The organism is Massilia sp. KIM (assembly GCF_002007115.1).
GTDB lineage: Bacteria > Pseudomonadota > Gammaproteobacteria > Burkholderiales > Burkholderiaceae_D > Telluria.
Genome location: NZ_MVAD01000002.1, coordinates 13466 through 33090, shown reverse-complemented (window position 1 = coordinate 33090; position 19625 = coordinate 13466). Strand labels below are relative to the sequence as shown.

Sequence of the window (19625 nt, the reverse complement as noted above, 5' to 3'; positions counted from 1 at the left end):
ACCTGCTGCGCGCCCCCGGCAGCGCGCCGGCGGCCCCTGCCAGGGCGGGTTGACTAATGAATAATACGGGCCAGGAAGTCGCGCGCCCTGTCGGAGCGCGGCGCGCCGAAGAACGCGTCCTTGGGACTGTCCTCGACGATGCGCCCGCCGTCCATGAACACGATGCGGTCGGCGACCTTGCGCGCGAAGCCCATCTCGTGGGTGACCACCATCATGGTCATGCCCTCCTGGGCCAGGCCAACCATCACATCCAGCACCTCGCCGATCATCTCCGGGTCGAGGGCGGAGGTCGGCTCGTCGAACAGCATGGCCACCGGGTCCATGGCAAGGGCGCGCGCGATCGCCACCCGCTGCTGCTGGCCGCCCGAGAGCTGGCCCGGGTATTTATCCTGGTGGGCCAGCAGGCCCACGCGCTCGAGGTAGCCAAGCCCGCGCCGGGTGGCCTCGTCCTTGCCGCGGCCGAGTACCTTGACCTGGGCCAGCGTCAGGTTGTCGCGTACCGACAGGTGGGGGAAGAGCTCGAAATTCTGGAACACCATGCCGATCCGCGCCCGCAGCTTGGGCAGGTCGGTCTTCGGATCGCCCACCGAAATCCCGTCCACGCGCACCGCGCCGCGCTGGAAGGGTTCCAGTCCGTTGACGGTCTTGATCAGGGTGGATTTACCCGATCCGGATGGCCCGCACACGACCACCACGTCCCCGCGCGCCACCCGGGTGCTGCAATCGTTCAGCACCTGGAAGTCGCCATACCACTTGCTGACATTCTCGATTTCGATCATTTCTTCTACCTGTTGTGCGCTTGGTAAGCATGCTTGACAGCATTTCCGGTGCCTAGGATACTGCGGAACTTGCCATAACCACCAGAACGAGCTGGCCGTTTCGCTCCCCGAAAGCCAGCATCATGCCCGAACATCCTGCCAGCGACAGCGTCATCCGTTGCCGCTGGCTTTGCACAGGTCCACAAGACAGGAAGCAGTTATGAACAATCGAAACCGTCTGACCACCTACATCCTGATCGCGCTGGTGCTCGGGATCGTCGTGGGTTATCTGGTCAACGCCAACGTCACCGAGGAACAGGCGAAGTCCTTCTCCGAAGCGATGTCGCTGATCACGACCCTGTTCCTCCGCCTGATCAAGATGATCATCGCGCCGCTGGTGTTCTCGACCCTGGTGGTCGGCATCGCCAAGATGGGCGATGCCAAGGAAGTGGGCCGCATCGGCGTCAAGGCGCTGGGCTGGTTCATCATCGCCTCGGTGATCTCGCTCTCGCTGGGCCTGATCCTGGTGAACATCTTCCGTCCGGGCGACGCCATGCACGCGATGGGCGGCCTGCCGGACGTCGGCGCCTCCTCGGGCATCGCGACCTCCAGCCTGACCCTGAAGGAATTCGTCACCCACCTGGTGCCGTCCTCGATCTTCGACGGCATGGCCAAGAACGAGATCCTGCAGATCGTGGTCTTCTCGCTGTTCTTCGGCACCGCCGCCGCCGCGGTCGGCGCGCGCGCCACGCCGCTGATCGACGCCGTCGACGGCATCGCCCACATCATGCTGAAGGTCACCGGCTACGTGATGAACTTCGCGCCGATCGCCGTGTTCGCGGCGGTGGCCGGCATCATCGCCAAGAGCGGCCTGGGCGTGCTCTCGACCTACGGCATCTTCATGGCCGAGTTCTACTTCGGCATCGCGCTGCTGTGGGTGGTGCTGATCCTGATCGGCATGGTCTTCCTCGGCCCGCGCGTGCTGCGCCTGATCGCCGAGCTGCGCAGCCCGACCCTGCTGGCCTTCTCGACCGCCTCGTCGGAAGCCGCCTTCCCCAAGACCCTCGAAGGCCTGGAGCGCTTCGGCGTCAAGAACCGCCTGGCCGCCTTCGTGCTGCCGATCGGCTATTCGTTCAACCTCGACGGCTCGATGATGTACTGCACCTTCGCCGCCGTGTTCATCGCCCAGGCCTACGGCATCGAGCTGTCGCTGTCGACCCAGCTGACCATGATGCTGGTGCTGATGCTGACCTCCAAGGGCATGGCGGGCGTGCCGCGCGCTTCGCTGGTGGTGATCGCCGCTACGCTGGCCCAGTTCGACATTCCGGAAGCCGGCCTGCTGCTCCTGCTGGGCATCGACCACTTCCTGGACATGGCCCGTTCGGCCACCAACGTGATCGGCAACGGCATCGCCACCGCCGTGGTCGCGAAATGGGAAGGCGAGCTCGGAGACCCGAGCAAGGACCCGGCCGTGGCGCCGCTGCGCTGAGCGGCGCTCGCATCGATTGCACCACCCGAAGGCCTTCCAGCGATGGAGGGCCTTTTTTATAACACCATGAGGAGCGAGACATGAAACAGCTGTATGCGGCGGCGGGATTGCTGCTTGTTGCCACCGGCGCCAGCGCCGCCACCCAGACGGTCAACTGCGGCCGCCTGCTCGACGCCAAGAACGGGACCTGGCGCCAGAACGTGAGCATCGTGATCGACAACGGCACCATCACCTCGGTCGGCCCGATGACCCAGGCGGCCGGCGCCATCGACCTGTCGCGCCATGCCTGCCTGCCGGGCCTGATCGACATGCACGTGCACCTGACCAGCGAAACCCAGCCTGTGGTCGATTCCTACCGCGACCGCCTCACCGCCGATCCGGCCGACATGGCCTTCCGCTCGGTGAAGTACGCGGAGCGCACCCTGATGGCGGGCTTCACCACCGTGCGCGACCTGGGCGCGGCCGACGGCCTGAACGTCGCGCTCAAGCGCGCCATCCAGGCCGGCGCGATCCCCGGCCCGCGCATGTTCACGGCCGGCAAATCGATCGCCACCACCGGCGGCCACGCCGACCCGACCAACAACCTGTCGCACTTCCTGAGCGAGAAGATCGGCACGCCCGGCCCCGAACAGGGCGTGGTCGACAGCCCCGAGGAAGCCCGCCAGGCCGTGCGCGCCCGCTACAAGGAAGGCGCGGACCTGATCAAGATCACCGCCACCGGCGGGGTGCTGAGCCAGGCCGCCAGCGGCCAGAACTCGCAGTACACCGAGGACGAGCTCAAGGCCGTGGTCAGCACCGCCAAGGACTATGGCTTCCGCGTCGCCGCCCACGCCCACGGCGCCGAGGGCATGAAGCGCGCGCTGCGCGCCGGGGTCGACTCGATCGAGCACGGCACCTTGATGGACGACGAGGTGATCGGCCTGTTCAAGAAGAGCGGCGGCTGGTACGTGCCGACCATCTCGGCCGGCCGCTACGTGGCGGACAAGGCCAAGGACCCGAACTACTACTCGGCCCTGGTGCGCCCGAAGGCGGCGGCCATCGGCCCGCAGCTGCAGAACACCTTCGCCCGCGCGCACAAGGCAGGCGTGAAGATCGCCTTCGGCACCGACGCCGGCGTGTTCCCGCACGGCGAGAACGCCAAGGAGTTCGGCTACATGGTGGAAGCGGGCATGACGCCGGTCGAGGCGATCCGCGCAGCCACCGTGCACGCCGCCGCCCTGCTCGACCAGGGCAAGCGCCTGGGTGCGATCGAACCGGGCTACGCGGCCGACATCATCGCGGTGGAGGGCGACCCGCTGCGCGACGTGAAGCTGCTCGAGCAGGTCAAGTTCGTGATGAAGGATGGCGTCATTTACAAGAGGCTGTAATTACAGGCTGCTTCAGGCCTAGCCTCGCAGCCCCACCCGTCGTTCCCGCGCAGGCGGGAACCCAAGTTTCTCGATGTAGCTGAAGAACTTGGGTTCCCGCCTGCGCGGGAACGACGTGTTTTTTTTGAGCGTGCGTCCCCATTGGCGTGCGCAGTGTTTTGCGTTTCAGGAGAAGTCCCATGCTGTTCCACCCCACCCGCCGCGCCACCCTGGCTCTGTTCGGCTCCCTGTTCCTGCTCGCCGGCGGCGTCCAGGCCCAGGCCGGCAAACTGCCGAACGTGCGCATCCTCGCGACCGGCGGCACCATCGCCGGCACCGGCGCCACCAGCACCACCACGGTCGGCTACACCGCCGCCACGGTCGGGGTGCAGGCCCTGATCCAGGCCGTGCCTGAACTGGCCAAGGTGGCCAATGTCACCGGCGAGCAGGTGTTCCAGATCGCCAGCGAGAACATGGGCAACGAACACTGGCTGCAACTGGCCAAGCGCGTCAACCAGCTGCTGGCCCAGCCGGACGTGGACGGCATCGTGATCACCCACGGCACCGACACGCTGGAAGAAACCGCGTATTTCCTCAACCTGGTCGTCAAGAGCAGGAAGCCGGTGGTGCTGGTGGGCTCGATGCGTCCGTCCACCGCGCTGTCGGCCGACGGTCCGATCAACCTGTACAACGCGGTGCAACTGGCGGGCAACCCGGCCGCCGCGGGTAAGGGCGTGCTGGTGGCGATGAACGACCAGATCCACACGGCGCGTGACGTAACCAAGGCCAACACCACCACCGCCGACACCTTCCGCGCGGCGGAACTGGGCATGATCGGCTATATCCAGAGCGGCAAGCCTTACTTCTACCGCGAGCCGACGCGCAAGCACACGGTCGATACCGAGTTCGACGTGAGCAAACTGGCGTCGCTGCCGCAGGTGGACGTCGCCTATGCCTACGCGAACGTGGGCGCGGTGGCAGTCAACGCCCTGGTGGCGGCCGGCGCCAAGGGCCTGGTGCACGCGGGCGTGGGCAACGGCAGCCTGCCGGCGAACACCAAGCCGGCGCTGGTGGCGGCGCGCGCGAAAGGCGTGGTCATCGTGCGCTCCAGCCGCGTGGGCCAGGGCATCGTGGCGCGCAACGGCGAGGCCAACGACGACCAGCTGGACTTCGTGGCGGGCGACAACCTCAGCCCGCAGAAGGCGCGCATCCTCCTGATGCTGGCGCTGACCAAGACCGGCGACACCAGGGAAATCCAGCGGATGTTCAACACCTACTGAGGTGTAGCAGCGCTTACTTGAGGGCTTCGTCGCGCTGGGCTTCCAGCGGCGGCGAGGCCACATCCTCGTCGGGGCGCGCCAGCTGCCGCTCCCACATCTGCGCGTACAGGCCGCGCGCCGCCAGCAGCGAGGCGTGGGTGCCGCGCTCCACGATCCGGCCGTGGTCCAGCACGATGATCTGCTGCGCATCCGCGATGGTCGACAGGCGGTGCGCGATCACCAGGGTCGTGCGGTTCTTCGCGATCTCCTTGAGCTGGGCCTGGATCGCCTGCTCCGACTTGGAATCCAGCGCCGAAGTCGCCTCGTCGAAGATCAGGATCGCCGGGTCCTTGAGCAGGGTGCGCGCGATCGCCACCCGCTGCTTCTCGCCGCCCGACAGCTTCAGCCCGCGCTCGCCCACCATGGTCTGGTAGCCGTCCGGCAGGCTCTCGATGAAATCGTGGATCGAGGCCGCGCGCGCCGCCGCCACAATGTCCTCGCGGCCCGCACCCGGGCGTCCGTAGGCGATGTTGTATTCGATGGTGTCGTTGAACAGCACCGTGTCCTGGGGCACGATGCCGATCGCCGCGCGCAGCGACTGCTGGGTCACCTCGCGCAGGTCCTGGCCGTCGATGCGGATCGATCCGCCGTTCACGTCGTAGAAGCGGAACAGCAGCCGCGACAGGGTCGACTTGCCCGAGCCGCTGTGCCCGACCACGGCGGTGGTGGTCCCGGCAGGAATGCTGAAGTCGACGTCGAACAGGATCTGGCGCTTGGATTCGTAGCTGAACTCCACGTGCAAGAACTCGACCCGGGCGCCGCGCGTCACCAGGGGCTGGGCCTTCGGCGAATCGGCCACCTCGCGGTTCTGGTCGAGCAGCGCGAACAGGCGCTCCATATCGGCCAGGCTCTGCTTGATCTCGCGATAGATCACGCCCAGGAAGTTGAGCGGGATGTACAGCTGGATCATGAAGGCGTTCACCAGCACCAGGTCGCCCAGGGTCATGGTCCCGGCGATCACGCCCTCGGTGGCGCGCCACAGGATCAGGGTGACGGCGGTGGCGATGATCAGGGACTGGCCGGTGTTGAGCACCGACAGCGAAGTCTGCGAGCGCACCGCGGCGTTCTCGTAGTTCTGCAGGCCCTGGTCGTAGCGCCTGGCTTCCCAGTCCTCGTTGCCGAAGTACTTCACGGTCTCGTAGTTGAGCAGCGAGTCGATGGCCTTGGTGTTGGCTTTCGAGTCGAGGTCGTTCATGGTGCGGCGGAAATGCGTGCGCCATTCGGTGACGATGACGGTGAAGGCGATGTAGGTCACCAGCGCCACGCCCGTGATCACGCTGAACCAGACGTCGTAGTGGATGATCAGGTAACCCAGCACCAGGGTGATCTCGACCAGGGTCGGCAGCACGTTGAACAGCGAATACGAGATCAGCGAGTTCACGCCGCGGGTGCCGCGCTCGATGTCGCGCGTCATGCCGCCGGTCTGGCGGTTCAGGTGGAAGCGCAGCGACAGCGCGTGCAGGTGACGGAACACCTTGAGCGCGATGGTGCGCACTGCGCGCTGGGTCACGCGCGCGAACAGGAATTCGCGCAACTCGGTGAACACCGTGGTCGACAGGCGCAGCAGGCCGTAGGCGACGAGCGCGCCGACCGGCAGCACCAGCAGGGCTTGCGGATCGGCCGGGTCGATGCTGAGCTGGTCGATCAGGCGCTTGAGCACCACCGGCACGCCGACGTTGGCGAGCTTGGCGCCGATCAGCGCGGCGAGCGCGGCCAGCACGCGCCACTTGTAGACCCACAAGTAGGGGAACAGTGTGCGCAGGGTGGCCCAATCGTTGCGGGGCGCGCCTTTGGCGTCGGGAGGGGCTGGCAGGCTGGAGGCGGTGTTGCGTCGCATGGCGGGGCTTCGTGATTTATGGTTCAATTCGGGACGATTGTAGCTTTTACCGGAATTTCAAGATGACCACGCCAGAAAACACCACCGCCAACCACGCCACCCGACTGCCGGCAGGAAAAATGCCGGAGCTGCGCGTCATGCCCGCCCCGGCCGACGCCAATGTCTATGGCGACGTGTTCGGCGGCTGGATCATGGCCCAGGTCGACATCGCCGGCTCGCTGCCGGCCACCCGCCGCGCCAACGGCCGCGTGGCGACCATCGCCGTGAACTCCTTCCTGTTCAAGCACCCGGTGTTCGTGGGCGACCTGTTGTCGTTCTACGCCGATATCGTCAAGGTTGGCAACACCTCGATCACCGTGTGCGTCGAAGTCTATGCCGAGCGCAACCGCCTGCAGGCCGAGGTGGTGAAGGTGACCGAGGCGACCCTGACCTATGTCGCCACCGGCCCGGACCGCAAGCCGCGCCAGTTGCCGCCGCTCGATTCGCTGATCGCCGAACGCTGAGCCGATGCGGGGCGGGCGCCGGCTGTTCCTGTTGCAGGGCGCGCGCTGGTCGGCCGCGCTGGCCGGGGCTTCGCTCGCGAGCCCGGCCTCGTCCGCCGGCCCCGCCTACCCTTTCAGCCTGGGCGTCGCCTCCGGCTCACCCCTGCCCGATTCGGTGATCCTGTGGACGCGCATCCTCGCCAATCCGCTCGACGCCGCGCCGCCCTCCGCCCTCGCCTTCGCGGTGCGCTGGGAAGTGGCGGAAGACGAAGCCTTCCGCCGCATCGTCGCGCGCGGCAGCGCCAGCGCGGCGCCGGAACTCGCCCACAGCGTCCACGTCGACGTGAAGGGCTTGCGGCCGGACCGCTGGTACTGGTACCGCTTCATGCTGGGCGAGGCCGTCAGCCCGGTCGGCCGCACACGCACCGCGCCCGCGCCAGGGACCATGCCGGCGATGCTGAAGCTGGCGGTGGCGTCCTGCCAGCACTGGGAGTTCGGCAGCTATGCGGCGCACCGCCACATCGCCGCCGGCGCGCCGGACCTCGTGGCCTTCCTCGGCGACTACATCTACGAATGGGGCGCCTACCAGCTCAAGCATCCGCAGCGCGCCGTGCGCCGCGACGAGTCTTTCACGCTGGCCGATTATCGCCGCCGCTATGCGCAGTACAAGAGCGACCCCGACCTGCAGGCGGCCCACCTGGCCGCGCCCTGGATCGTGACCTGGGACGACCACGAGGTGGCCAACGACTATGCGGGCCTGCGCGACGAGCGCCTGGCCGCCGACTTCGCGGCGCGGCGGGCGGCGGCCTACCAGGCCTTCTACGAGCACATGCCCTTGCGCCTGCCGCAGGTCCGGCCTGGCGGTTTCGATGAAGTCCGGCTTTACCAGCGCTACGACTGGGGACGACTGGCGCGCATCCACGTGCTGGACGACCGGCAGTACCGCGCGGTGCAGGCCTGCACGCCCAGGAACCGCGGCGGCTCGAGCGCCATGTTCGCGCGCGATTGCCGGGCCTTGCAGGATCCGGGGCGCAGCATGCTCGGCAAGGAGCAGGAGGCGTGGCTGGCTTCAGGCCTGCAATCCTCGCGCGCGCATTGGAACATCCTGGCCCAGCAGACCCTGATGGCGCAGTCGAGCAGCTATCCGGTGGCCAAGCCGGGGGACAACCGGGTGTGGAGCGATGGGTGGGACGGGTATCCGCTGGCGAGGAAGCGGCTGCTGGAATCGGTGCTGAAGGCGCGCGCCAGGAATCCCGTGGTGCTGGGCGGAGATGTGCACACGTTCTATGCCTGCGAGTTGAGGCCGGATTTTTCGCGGCCGGTGTCGAAGGGGAATCCGCTGGTGGCGACGGAGTTTTGCGGGACCTCGGTGACCTCGAGTTCGCGGCCCCAGGCGCGCACGCTCGCGCATGTGGAGAACAATCCGCACATGAAGTATGGGCGCAGCGACAAGCGGGGGTTCATGATGATGGAGGTCACGCCCAAGGGGACGGTGACGCATTGCATGGGGCTGGACGATGTGCGCGATGCCGGGTCGGGGGTGAGGGTGCTGGCGTCGTTCGGGGTGGGGGATGGGAAGGTGGGGGTGGAGAGGATAGGTTAGGGGCTGTTCTTGCAAACTTGGGTTCCGGCCTTCGCCGGAACGACGTTGTTTCATTTTGCAGAATCAGTAGCGGTACAGGCGTCGCCGAAGCCGCGCAACAGCCATTCTTGCGCCCTCTAACAACGTCATCCCGGCGAAGGCCGGGATCCAAGTTTGCCCGAGCAGCGTTAGCCTCAAGCCGGCTGCTTCGCCTTCTCGTCCCTCAACTCGCGCCGCAGGATCTTGCCCACATTGGTCTTGGGCAGGGTCTCGCGGAACTCGATGAACTTGGGCCGCTTGTACCCGGTCAGCTGCTCCTTGCAGAAGGCCATCAGCTCTTCCACGCTCAGCTTCGGATCCTTGCGCACGACGTAGAGCTTGACCGCTTCGCCCGAGTGCTGGTCCGGCACGCCCACGCAGGCCACTTCCAGCACGCCCGGATGGGCCGCCACCACGCCTTCGATCTCGTTCGGATACACGTTGAAGCCCGACACCAGGATCATGTCCTTCTTGCGGTCGACGATGCGGGTATAGCCCTGCTCGTCCATGATGCCCACGTCGCCGGTCTTGAAGAAGCCGTCGGCGGTCATGACCTTGGCCGTCTCGTCGTCGCGCTGCCAGTAGCCGGCCATCACCTGCGGACCACGCACCGCGATCTCGCCGGCGGTGCCGAAGGGCGCTTCGCGGTCCTGCTCGTCCAGGATGCGGATCTCGGTCGAGGGCAGCGGCAGGCCGATGGTGCCGGTGAAGTCGGTGATGTCGCAGCGGTTGGCAGTCACCACCGGCGAGGTCTCCGACAGGCCATAGCCTTCCACGATGGGCGTGCCGGTGATCTTCAGCCACTTGTCGGCCACGGCCTTCTGCACCGCCATGCCGCCGCCCGGGCATACCATCAGGCCCGAGAAATCGAGCCTGGCGAAGTCGGGGTTGTTCACCAGGCCGTTGTACAGGGTGTTCACGGCCGGGAAAATGTTGATGCGGTAGCCGCCCAGCTCCTTGATGAAGCCGCCGATGTCGCGCGGGTTCGGGATCAGGAGGTTCATGCCGCCGGTGCGCAGGCCCAGCAGCGCGCACACGGTCAGCGCATAGATGTGGTACAGGGGCAGCGCGCACACGAACTGCGGCTGCTCGCCGGCCTTCATGCGCGCCAGGGTCGGGCCGAACCAGGCCTCGTTCTGCAGCACGTTGGCGATCACGTGGCGGTGCAGCAGCACCGCGCCCTTCGACACGCCGGTGGTGCCGCCGGTGTACTGCAGGAAGGCGATGTCGTCATGGCCGATGGTGACCGGCTTCAGGCTCAGGCGGGTGCCCTCGGACAGCACCTTGTTGAAGGCAACCGCGCCCGGCAGCGAAAAGCCCGGCACCATCTTCTTGACCTTGCGAACCACCAGGTTGACCAGCAGGCCCTTCAGGCCCAGCAGGTCGCCCATGGTCGCCACCACCACGTGCTTGACGGCGGTGTTCGCCACCACCTGCTCCACGGTGTGGGCGAAGTTCTCCAGCACCACGATGGCCTCGGCGCCCGAGTCGCTCAGCTGGTGCTGCAGCTCACGCGGGGTGTACAGCGGATTGACGTTGACCACCACGTAGCCGGCGCGCAGCACGGCCGCCAGCGCCACCGGGTATTGCAGCACGTTCGGCATCATCAGCGCCACGCGCGCGCCGGGCTTGAGGCCGCGGTCCTGCAGCCAGGCGCCCATGCGCGCCGACATCGCATCCAGTTCGGCGAACGTGATGGACTTGCCCATGCAGGCGTAGGCCTTGCGGTCGGCGTACTTGCGGAACGCCTCCTCCAGCAAATGCGTCAGGGAGCGGTACTGCGTCGGATCGATCTCCGCAGGCACGCCTTCCTCATACGACTTGAGCCAAAACTTGTCCATCTGTCCTACCCTTCTTTATTGGTTCCATTAAAACGCGAAAGCCGCCCGGAGGCGGCTTGCGCCTATGCGAACGCCGCTTCTATGCCGCCTGCTTTTCATCCCTCAGCGCGCGCCTCAGGATCTTGCCGACGTTGGTCTTCGGCAGCTCATCGCGGAATTCGATGTACTTCGGTTTCTTGTAGCCGGTGAACTGCTGCTTGCAGTAGTCCATCAGCTGCTCGGCGGTCAGGTTCGGGTCCTTGCGCACCACGAACACCTTCACCGCCTCGCCCGAGTGCTCGTCGGGCACGCCGATCACGGCGCACTCCAGCACGCCCGGATGCGCGGCGATCACGCCTTCCAGCTCGTTCGGGTAGACGTTGAAGCCCGACACCAGGATCATGTCCTTCTTGCGGTCGACGATCTTCACGTAGCCGTTCTCGTCCATGATGCCGACGTCGCCCGACTTGAAGAAGCCGTCCGGCGTCATCACCTTGGCCGTTTCATCGGGCCGGTTCCAGTAGCCCGCCATCACCTGCGGGCCGCGGATCGCGATCTCGCCGATCTGGCCCGGCGCCAGCACCTTGCCCTCGTCGTCCAGGATCGCGATGTCGGTCGAGGGCACCGGCAGGCCGATGGTGCCGGTGAACTCGGTGACGTCGGCGCGGTTGCAGGTGGCCACCGGCGAAGTCTCGGACAGGCCGTAACCCTCGATGATGCTGGTGCCCGTCACCTGGCGCCACTTGTCGTTCACCGCCTTCTGCACCGCCATGCCGCCGCCGTTCGACACCTTCAGGCCCGAGAAATCGAGCTTGGCGAACTCCGGATTGTTCACCAGGGCGTTGTACAGCGTATTGACGGCCGGCAGCATATTGAACTTGTACTTGCCCAGCTCCTTCACGAAACCCGGGATGTCGCGCGGGTTCACGATCAGCACGTTCAGCGCGCCGGTGCGCATGCCCCACATCGCGCAGGCCGTCAGCGCGAAGATGTGGTACAGCGGCAGCGCGCACACGATCACGATCTGCTCGTCCGCGCCCATGTCCTTCATGGCCGGCTTGGACCAGGCCTCGGACTGCAGCACGTTGGCGATCACGTTGCGATGGGTCAGGGTCGCGCCCTTCGATACGCCGGTGGTGCCGCCGGTGTACTGCAGGAAGGCGACGTCGTCCGACTTGATGCTGGCCGGCTTGAACGGCATGCGGCTGCCCTGGGACAGGGCTTCCTTGAAGCGCACCATGTTGGGGATCGTATATTCCGGCACCATCTTCTTGACGCTGCGGACCACGAAGTTGACCAGCATGCCCTTGGCGCCGCCCAGCATCTCGCCCATGCTCGCCACCACCACGTGGCGCAGCGGGGTCTTGCCCAGCACCTGCTGCACCGTGTGCGCGAAGTTCTCGAGCACGATGATGGCCTCGGCGCCCGAATCGCTGATCTGGTGTTCCAGCTCGCGCGCCGTGTACAGCGGGTTGACGTTGACCACGGTGTAGCCGGCGCGCAGCACGGCCGCGATCGCGACCGGGTATTGCAGCACGTTCGGCATCATGATCGCCACCCGCGCCCCCGGCGCCATGCCGCGGCTCTGCAGCCAGGCGGCCAGGCGGGTCGAATAGGCATCCAGCTCGCTGTAGCTCAGGTGCTTGTCCATGCACACATAGGCGCTGCGACTCGCGTACTTACTGAACGACTCTTCCAACAAATGCACCAGTGATCGGTATTGATCTGGATCAATCTCCGTGGGTACGCCAGGGGGATACGACTTCAGCCAAGTTTTGTCCATCGGATGCCTTTTGTCTCGAGATAGTTATCGTTCTGATCGAGCGCCCGGGCTGGTGCTCCCGGCGCACGCGCGCGCGAAGCTTATGCCTTTGTTATCGCTGATGATGATGCTATCGGGCAGTGCTTCGCGGCGCAAGCGCTTTCGGCGCGATTGGAACGGGTCCTCTACCTCGCGCCGACCATGCTGCGCTGCACCACCAGCGGCGCCGGCGTGACGGTCGCGCCCAGGCTCTTGAGCACGCGGTGGCGGTCGGCCTTGTCGAGCTTGGCAAGCTGGTTGACCGACTTGTAGAAGGCGCCCCAGCTCTTATCGCGCCGCAACATCGCGCGGAAAGCGGGCACGAAATCGTTATAAGTCGCGATCGACGCCAGGTGGGCGTTCGACAGCGGCTCCTCGAAGAACCTGTCGTAGCCCGCGTAGCCGCCCCAGTTCGCCTTGAGCACCTGGTAGTCGTCCTTCAGCGCCAGGAACAGGCGCGCCTTGGTGGCGCGCTTCTCGCTGTCCGGGACCATGCTCTTGTAGGTACGGTCCAGCTCGCCGCGATACTTCACCAGCAGGGCCAGGAAATCCTTCTTGCGCGCCGCGTAGCGCTGGTAGGCCTCGCGCATCATGGGGTTGCCGAAGCGCTCGAGCCAGCCTTCCACGCCGGCCTCTTCGACCGCGCTGGCGAAGGACTCGTTGAACTGCGAGTCGCCCGCCACGTAGACCACCTGGTGGGCCAGCTCGTGGAACAGCATGCGCGCCAGCTGGGCGTCGGGGTAATTGATGAAGGTCGAGATCAGGGGGTCGCTGAACCAGCCCAGGGTCGAGTAGGCCGGCACGCCGCCGACCTCGACGTCGTGGCCCTTGGCGCGCAACTGTTTGGCGAAGGCCTGGGCCTCGTCCTTGCTGTAGTAGCCGCGGTAGTTCACGCAGCCGGCCACCGGGAAACACCACTGCACGGGCTTGAGCGACAGCTCGGGCGTGGCCACCACGTTCCACAGCACGTAGGGGCGCTTGAGGTGGGTGTAATTGGTATAGCTGCCGTTATCGGGCAGTTTCATTTCCTCGATCGCGTAGCGGCGGATCTGGCGCGCGGTCTCGAGGCGGTGACGCAGCTTGATGCTGGTGTTGGGATCGGCGATCCAGTCGTCGATCGGCCGCGAGTCGCTCAGCAATTCGAGCTGGCCTTGCGCGGCCTGGGTGTAGTAGGAGAGGGATGAGCAGCTTGACAACATCATGGCCGCGCAAGCGGCGGCCATCAATGGCCGGAAGGCCTGGGTGTACCTAGAGGGTTTCATCTCGCGTTGATGGTGCGGCTTTTTCGACCTGCACCAGGGTGTCGTAGAAAGTGGGCGCCCTGCCCATGTCGGTCAGACGCTGGCTGGTGACTTCATTGGCATTCTTGCCGTCGGTGGACAACTTCTTCCACCAGATGGACAAGCCTACCACCAGCCCCGGACGCGCCTTGTCGGTCACGCGTGCGCGGGCGACGAACGAGCCGCGATCGTTGAAAATGCGCGCCATATCCCCATGCTCGAGGCCGCGCGCGGCGGCATCGACCGGGTGGATATCGAGGTGCGGCTCGCCCTCGGTGGCGCGCAGGCTTTGCACGTTGACAAACGTTGAGTTGAGGAAGTTCCTCGCCGGTGGAGAGATCATCGCCAGCGGATATTTTTCGGCCAGCTCCGGGTTGGAAGCCACCGATTCGTAAGGCGGGATATAGGTCGGGACCGGGTCCAGGCCATCCTTCGCCATGGTGCTCGAATAAAACTCGCACTTGCCCGACGGGGTCGGGAAGCCGCCCTGCGCGAAAGGCGCGGCCGGCATGTTCAGTTTCTGCCAGCCCTTGCGCTTGAGCGATTCCCAGTCGAAGTGGATCGCGCGCGTGTCCTTGGCGTTGAAGGCCTGGGCGGCGAGCTCGTCGTCGGTCTCGCTGAAGCAGGGGTCGTCGAAGCCCATGCGCGCCGCCAGCAGGCGGAAGAATTCGGTGTTGGGCTTGGCTTCGCCCATGGGGGCGATGGCCGCGTTGTTGGCCATCATGTACAGGTGGCCGTAGGCCAGGTGGGCGTCGACGTGCTCGAGCTGGGTGGTGGCCGGGATCAGGATGTCGGCGTAGTCCGCGCTGTCGGTGCGGAAGTGTTCCAGTACCACGGTGAACAGGTCTTCGCGCTCGAAGCCGCGCTGCACCTTGGCCGAATCGGGCGCGATCGCCAGCGGGTTGGCGTTGTAGACGATCACGGCTTCGATCTTCGGACCGAACCAGGGCGAGGCGTCCTTGAGCAGGTCGTCGCCGATGGTCGTCATGTTGATGGTGCGCGGGCTGCGCCCATCCAGCAGGTCGGGGCGCTGCAGGGCCGCGCGGTTGGTCGGGAAGGAACCCGAGGTCGAGAGCTGCACGCCGCCCGCCGCATGGCGCCAGGCGCCGACCAGGGCCGGCAGGCAGGTGATGTTGCGCACCGCCATGCCGCCGCCGCGCACGCGCTGCAGGCCATAGTTGACGCGGATCGCGGCCGCCTCGCCGCGCCTGGCGGTCTGGCCGTAGACGCGCGCCAGCGCCACCACCTCGTCCACCGTGATGCCGCAGGTTTCCGCGGTGCGCTCCGGCGTCCATTCCAGCGCGCGCGCCTTGAGTTCCTCGAAGCCGAGGGTGTGGTCGGCCACGTAGTCGTGGTCGATCAGGTCTTCCTTGATCAGCACGTGCATCATGCCCAGCGCCAGCGCGGCGTCGGTGCCGGGCAGCAGGGCAATGTGCTGGTGACATTTCTCCGCCGTCAGCGAGCGGTAGGGATCGATGGCGATGAGGGTGGCGCCGCGGCGCTTGGCTTCCTGCACGCGCATCCAGAAGTGCAGGTTGGAGGCGATCGGGTTGCCGCCCCAGATCAGGATCAGCCTGGCGTTCTGGAATTCTTCCATGTCGGTGCCGATCGAGCCGCCGATGGTGTACTTGTAGCCAGTGGCGCCGGCGGTGGCGCAGATGGTGCGGTCCAGCAGCGAGGCGCCGAGCTTGTTGAAGAAGCGCAGCGACATCGAATCGCCCTGCACCAGGCCCATGGTGCCCGCGTAGCTGTAGGGCAGGATGGCTTGCGGGTCGCGCGCGGCGATGTCCTTCAGGCGGCCGGCGATTTCGTCCAGCGCCTCGTCCCAGCTGATGCGCTCGAACTTGCCTTCGCCCTTGCGGCCCACGCGGCGCATCGGGTACAGCAGGCGCTCGGCGTGGTAGGTGCGCTCGACGTAGCGCGAGACCTTGGTGCACAGCACACCGGCCGTGGTCGGATGCTCGGGATCGCCCCGCACCTCGGTCGCCACGCCGTTCTCGACGGTAACGAGCAGGGCGCAGGTATCGGGGCAATCGTGAGGGCAAGCGGCACGGACGACGGTGGCGGTCATGTTCTTTTCTTATTAAAAAACTGCGTAAAACCAATACTTTATACGATTCTCGCGGCCTCTGTGCCCTCCTCTGTCAAGACTGTTTGAGGCAGGCTACAATAGTTCAAGGCATGCAATGCAAGCATGGCAAGACAACGGAGATTCTGATGAAGTTAGTGGACAACATCCTCGCTTTCCAGACCGAGTTGCAGGCTATCCGCCGCGACTTGCACGCCCATCCGGAGCTGTGCTACGAAGAGGTGCGCACCGCCGACCTGGTGGCCGAGCGCCTGACGGCCTGGGGCATTCCCATCGTGCGCGGCCTGGGCGTCACCGGCGTGGTCGGCATCATCAAGAACGGCAGTTCGAATCGCGCCATCGGCCTGCGTGCCGACATGGACGCGCTGCCGATGCAGGAGCTGAACGGCTTCCCCCATGCCTCGCGCCATCCGGGCAAGATGCACGCCTGCGGGCACGACGGCCACACCGCCATGCTGCTGGGCGCGGCGCACCATCTTTCGCAGCACCGCAATTTCGACGGCACGGTCTACCTGATCTTCCAGCCGGCCGAGGAAGGCGGCGGCGGGGCCAAGCGCATGATGGACGACGGGCTGTTCGAACAGTTCCCGATGGAAGCGGTGTACGGCATGCACAACTGGCCCGGCATTCCCGAGGGCAGCTTCGGCGTGGTGGCGGGGCCGATGATGGCCTCCAGTAACGAGTTCCGCGTCGTGGTGCGCGGCAAGGGCGCGCATGCGGCCCAGCCGCACCGCGGCATCGACCCGGTGATGGTGGCGGTGCAGATCGCCCAGGCCTGGCAGACCATCATCTCGCGCGAAAAGAACCCGCTGGATACGGCGGTGCTGTCGATCACCCAGATCCATGCGGGCAGCGCCACCAATGTGATTCCGGACGAAGCGGTGCTGATCGGCACGGTGCGCACCTTCACCACCGGGGTGCTGGACCTGATCGAGCGGCGCATGAACGAGATCGCGGCCGGCGTGGCGGCGGGCTTCGGGGCCAGCGTGGAGTTCAACTTCAAGCGCAACTATCCTCCGCTGGTGAACCATGCGGAGCAGACGGCCTTCGCGGTCGAGGCGATGCGCGCGGTGGTCGGCGCGGATCGGGTCGACACGGATGTCGAGCCGACCATGGGGGCGGAGGATTTCGCTTTCATGCTGCAGGCGAAGCCAGGGTGCTATGTGTTCATCGGGAATGGCGAGGGCGAACACCGGGCCGGCGGGCATGGGCTGGGGCCCTGCCAGCTGCATAACGGCAGTTATGACTTCAACGACAATCTCTTGCCGATCGGGGCCAGTTATTGGGTCAGGTTGGTGGAGATGAGTTTGCCGGCGGCGTAGTCTCGGGTCAGCAGCCAACGCAATACCCTTACGCTGCAAGGAAGCGCGTACCGTCGAGACGTCGCCCCCGCGCAGGCGGGGGCCCAAATTGCTCACTGAGCGATAACGCGCGTTTTCTTCGCCAACCCCAAGACCGTCGCACCCGCGAAGGCCGGTGCCCAAGTTCGTAGCGTTGAGGTAGTGCTTGCACACTTGGATTCCGGCCTTCGCCGGAATGACGTGCTGGGGCTGCCGGACTGACGTGCTGAGCAGCCGGACTGACGTGCTGATGCTGCGGGACTGACGTTCTGATGCTGCGGGACTGACGTGCTGATGTTGCGGGACTCACGTGTTACTTTCGCGGCTTAGCGATAACGCGTGCTTTCTTCGCTAACCTCAAGACCGTCGCACCGGCGAAGGCCGGTGCCCAAGTTCGTAGCGTTGAGGTCGTGCTTGCAAACTTGGATTCCGGCCTTCGCCGGAATGACGTGCTGGGGCTGCGGGACTGACGTTTTGATGCTACGGGACTGACGTGCTGATGTTGCGAGACTCACGTGTTATTTTCACGGCTCAGCGATAACGCACGCTTTCTTCGCTAGGCTCAAGACCGTCGCACCGGCGAAGGCCGGTGCCCAAGTTCGTAGCGTTGAGGTCGTGCTTGCAAACTTGGATTCCGGCCTTCGCCGGAATGACGTGCTGGGGCTGCCGGACTGACGTGCTGAAGCTGCCGGACTGACGTGCTGATGCTGCGGGACTGAGGTGCTGATGCTGCAGCACTGCGGTGCAAAGGCTTGATGAGCCGTGACAAATGCGTCTCACATCTGATCAGGCCCATCCCCCAAGCGCAAGCCCCGATTTATCCTCTCCAACGCAATCAACGCCGCCGCGTGATCTGCCTGCGACAAATCTCCGGCGATCGATGCGTACTGCCTAGTCACCAGCTCGGTCACCGGCAAGCTCAGGTCCGCCGCGCCCGCCGCCGCCAGCACGTTGTGAAGGTCCTTGAGCTGGCTTTTCACCTGCCCGCCCGCTACGAAGTTCCTATCCAGCATGCGCTGGCCATGCACTTCGAGAATCCGGCTTCCGGCAAACCCGCCGCGAATCGCCTCGCGCACCTGCACCGGATCGGCCCCGGCGGCCTGCGCCAGCAACAAGGCCTCAGCCACCACGTTCAGGGTCGCCCCGACGATCAGCTGGTTGCATAGCTTGGCCACCTGTCCGCTGCCCACCGGCCCGACCAGGCGCGGCGTGCCCATCGCTTGCAGCAGGGGAAGCGCTTCGTCGAAGTCGCCCTGCGCGCCGCCAGCCATGATCGCCAGCTGCCCGCTCTGTGCCCCACCCACGCCGCCGGAGACCGGCGCATCGAGGAAGCGGCAGCCCGCCGCCGACAGCTTCGCATGGAAGCTTGCCGCCTCGTCCTGCCGCGTCGAACTCATGTCGATCCACAGCAGGCCTGGCGCCAGCGACGGCAGCGCGGCCTCGATCACCTCCCCCACCACCGGCCCCGCCTCCAGCATCGAGATCACGACCCCGGCCCCGCGCACCGCGCTGGAGAGATCGGCATGCGGCTCGGCGCCCTGTGCGCGCAGGGCCTCGGCCTTGGCATGGGTCCGGTTCCACACCCGCACCGAATACCCGGCCGCCACCAGACGCGCAGCCATCGGCGCGCCCATCAGGCCGATGCCGAGGAAAGCGATGAGGGGCTTGTCCATCAGAACAAACCGAGGAACTTCTTCTTGGCCGTGTTGACGCGGTCAGGCACCACCACGTCGGTCACGTTCTTGTCGTTGAACCTGTCCAACAGCTCGGGGAAGCCGCGGCGGCGCGCGAGGTCGAGTTCTTCCTGGTACAGCGGCACCACGCAATGGAAATACACATCCTTGCCCTCCACCGTCACCGATTGGAAGGGCTCGGGCGCCGAGACCGGCGGCAGCAGGATGGCGCCGGTGAACTTGACGCCGGAGGCATAGGGCTTGGCCGGGCTGCCGTTCGGCACCGAGTGGCCCAGGCCCAGCCAGGTCGCCTGCTGGTGCGGATAGTGGGCCAGGTGGCGCAGCAGCGCGACCGGCCAGTACCAGCGCTCGTCCTTGACCGATTCCTCGTCCAGCTTCCAGTCCGCCGGCAGCGACATCATCAGCTCGGCATAGGGCGGCGCACCTTCCGGCACGGTCATGGCGCGCTGGCTCATGCCCGAGGTGACCAGGCGCAGGTAGGGATACTGCGGCCCGGCCGGAATTACATGGATGTCGACCTGGACCGGATCAGCCACCGTGTCATGGAAGAACATGGCCGGCGCCCCCAGGTGGGCGGCAATGTGCTCGCCGACAGGGTCATGCGGCAGCGCGACGGGTTCTTGCTGGCGCTGCATGGGGGCGGCGAGGGGGTACAGAGGAGTGATGGTGGGTTCGGCCATGTTGGATAAAAGTTCAGTTTCGGCGGGTCCCTATCATACCTTCGTCGCATAACAAGGTGGCCGCCAGCA

The 19625-nt window shown here is 66.0% G+C and carries 14 protein-coding genes; 6 read left to right on the top strand and 8 right to left on the bottom strand.

The annotated features are described in order from the left end of the window. Positions 1–53: 53 nt before the first annotated feature. Positions 54–779 carry an amino acid ABC transporter ATP-binding protein gene (locus B0920_RS14910; protein ID WP_078033453.1) on the bottom strand — a complete coding sequence of 242 codons (726 nt, stop codon included), beginning with the start codon at positions 777–779 and terminating at the stop codon, positions 54–56. Between the two features lie 199 nt (positions 780–978). On the opposite strand from B0920_RS14910, the gene B0920_RS14905 reads away from it, so the two are divergent. The 3 genes from B0920_RS14905 (at position 979) to B0920_RS14895 (ending at position 4873) form a co-directional block, all read left to right on the top strand. Continuing rightward, positions 979–2247: a dicarboxylate/amino acid:cation symporter gene (locus B0920_RS14905; protein WP_078033452.1), complete on the top strand. Its 1269-nt coding sequence runs from the start codon at positions 979–981 to the stop codon at positions 2245–2247. Between the two features lie 80 nt (positions 2248–2327). Next, positions 2328–3614 (top strand): amidohydrolase family protein, encoded by a 1287-nt coding sequence (locus B0920_RS14900; RefSeq protein WP_078033451.1) that lies wholly within the window; start codon positions 2328–2330, stop codon positions 3612–3614. A gap of 179 nt (positions 3615–3793) precedes the next feature. Next, a complete protein-coding gene (locus tag B0920_RS14895; RefSeq protein WP_078033450.1) occupies positions 3794–4873 on the top strand; it encodes a type II asparaginase in 1080 nt (359 codons plus the stop codon). Positions 4874–4886: 13 nt separating this feature from the next. Here the strand turns inward: B0920_RS14895 and B0920_RS14890 are convergent, their stop codons facing one another. Continuing rightward, the gene (locus B0920_RS14890; RefSeq protein ID WP_078033449.1) at positions 4887–6749 is read right to left on the bottom strand and encodes an ABC transporter ATP-binding protein/permease; all 1863 of its coding nucleotides are present in this window, start codon (positions 6747–6749) and stop codon (positions 4887–4889) included. A gap of 62 nt (positions 6750–6811) precedes the next feature. On the opposite strand from B0920_RS14890, the gene B0920_RS14885 reads away from it, so the two are divergent. Both B0920_RS14885 and B0920_RS14880 read left to right on the top strand, forming a co-directional pair. Further along, positions 6812–7252 (top strand): acyl-CoA thioesterase, encoded by a 441-nt coding sequence (locus tag B0920_RS14885; protein WP_078033448.1) that lies wholly within the window; start codon positions 6812–6814, stop codon positions 7250–7252. A gap of 4 nt (positions 7253–7256) precedes the next feature. Next, complete coding sequence (locus B0920_RS14880; RefSeq protein WP_078033447.1) at positions 7257–8834, top strand: alkaline phosphatase; 1578 nt, start codon at positions 7257–7259, stop codon at positions 8832–8834. 173 nt (positions 8835–9007) lie between these two features. Here the strand turns inward: B0920_RS14880 and B0920_RS14875 are convergent, their stop codons facing one another. The 4 genes from B0920_RS14875 to B0920_RS14860 all read right to left on the bottom strand — a co-directional run bounded on the left by B0920_RS14875 (position 9008) and on the right by B0920_RS14860 (position 15824). Then, complete coding sequence (locus tag B0920_RS14875; protein ID WP_078033446.1) at positions 9008–10693, bottom strand: long-chain-fatty-acid--CoA ligase; 1686 nt, start codon at positions 10691–10693, stop codon at positions 9008–9010. 79 nt (positions 10694–10772) lie between these two features. Next, a complete protein-coding gene (locus B0920_RS14870) occupies positions 10773–12455 on the bottom strand; it encodes a long-chain fatty acid--CoA ligase (RefSeq protein WP_078033445.1) in 1683 nt (560 codons plus the stop codon). A gap of 164 nt (positions 12456–12619) precedes the next feature. Continuing rightward, positions 12620–13696, bottom strand: a complete 1077-nt coding sequence (locus B0920_RS14865; protein ID WP_078033444.1) for an aminopeptidase — start codon at positions 13694–13696, stop codon at positions 12620–12622. Positions 13697–13721: 25 nt separating this feature from the next. Beyond that, entirely contained in the window at positions 13722–15824 is a 2103-nt protein-coding gene (locus tag B0920_RS14860) for a molybdopterin-dependent oxidoreductase (RefSeq protein WP_078033443.1), read from the bottom strand. 146 nt (positions 15825–15970) lie between these two features. On the opposite strand from B0920_RS14860, the gene B0920_RS14855 reads away from it, so the two are divergent. Then, positions 15971–17164 (top strand): M20 aminoacylase family protein, encoded by a 1194-nt coding sequence (locus B0920_RS14855; protein WP_078033442.1) that lies wholly within the window; start codon positions 15971–15973, stop codon positions 17162–17164. A 794-nt stretch (positions 17165–17958) separates the two neighbouring features. Here B0920_RS14855 and B0920_RS14850 read toward each other — a convergent pair. Further along, positions 17959–18855, bottom strand: coding sequence for an NAD(P)-dependent oxidoreductase (locus tag B0920_RS14850; protein WP_078033441.1), 897 nt, complete (start codon positions 18853–18855; stop codon positions 17959–17961). After that, entirely contained in the window at positions 18855–19556 is a 702-nt protein-coding gene (locus tag B0920_RS14845; RefSeq protein WP_078033440.1) for a suppressor of fused domain protein, read from the bottom strand. Before B0920_RS14845 ends, B0920_RS14850 begins: the two co-directional genes overlap by 1 nt. Between the last annotated feature and the right edge of the window lie 69 nt (positions 19557–19625).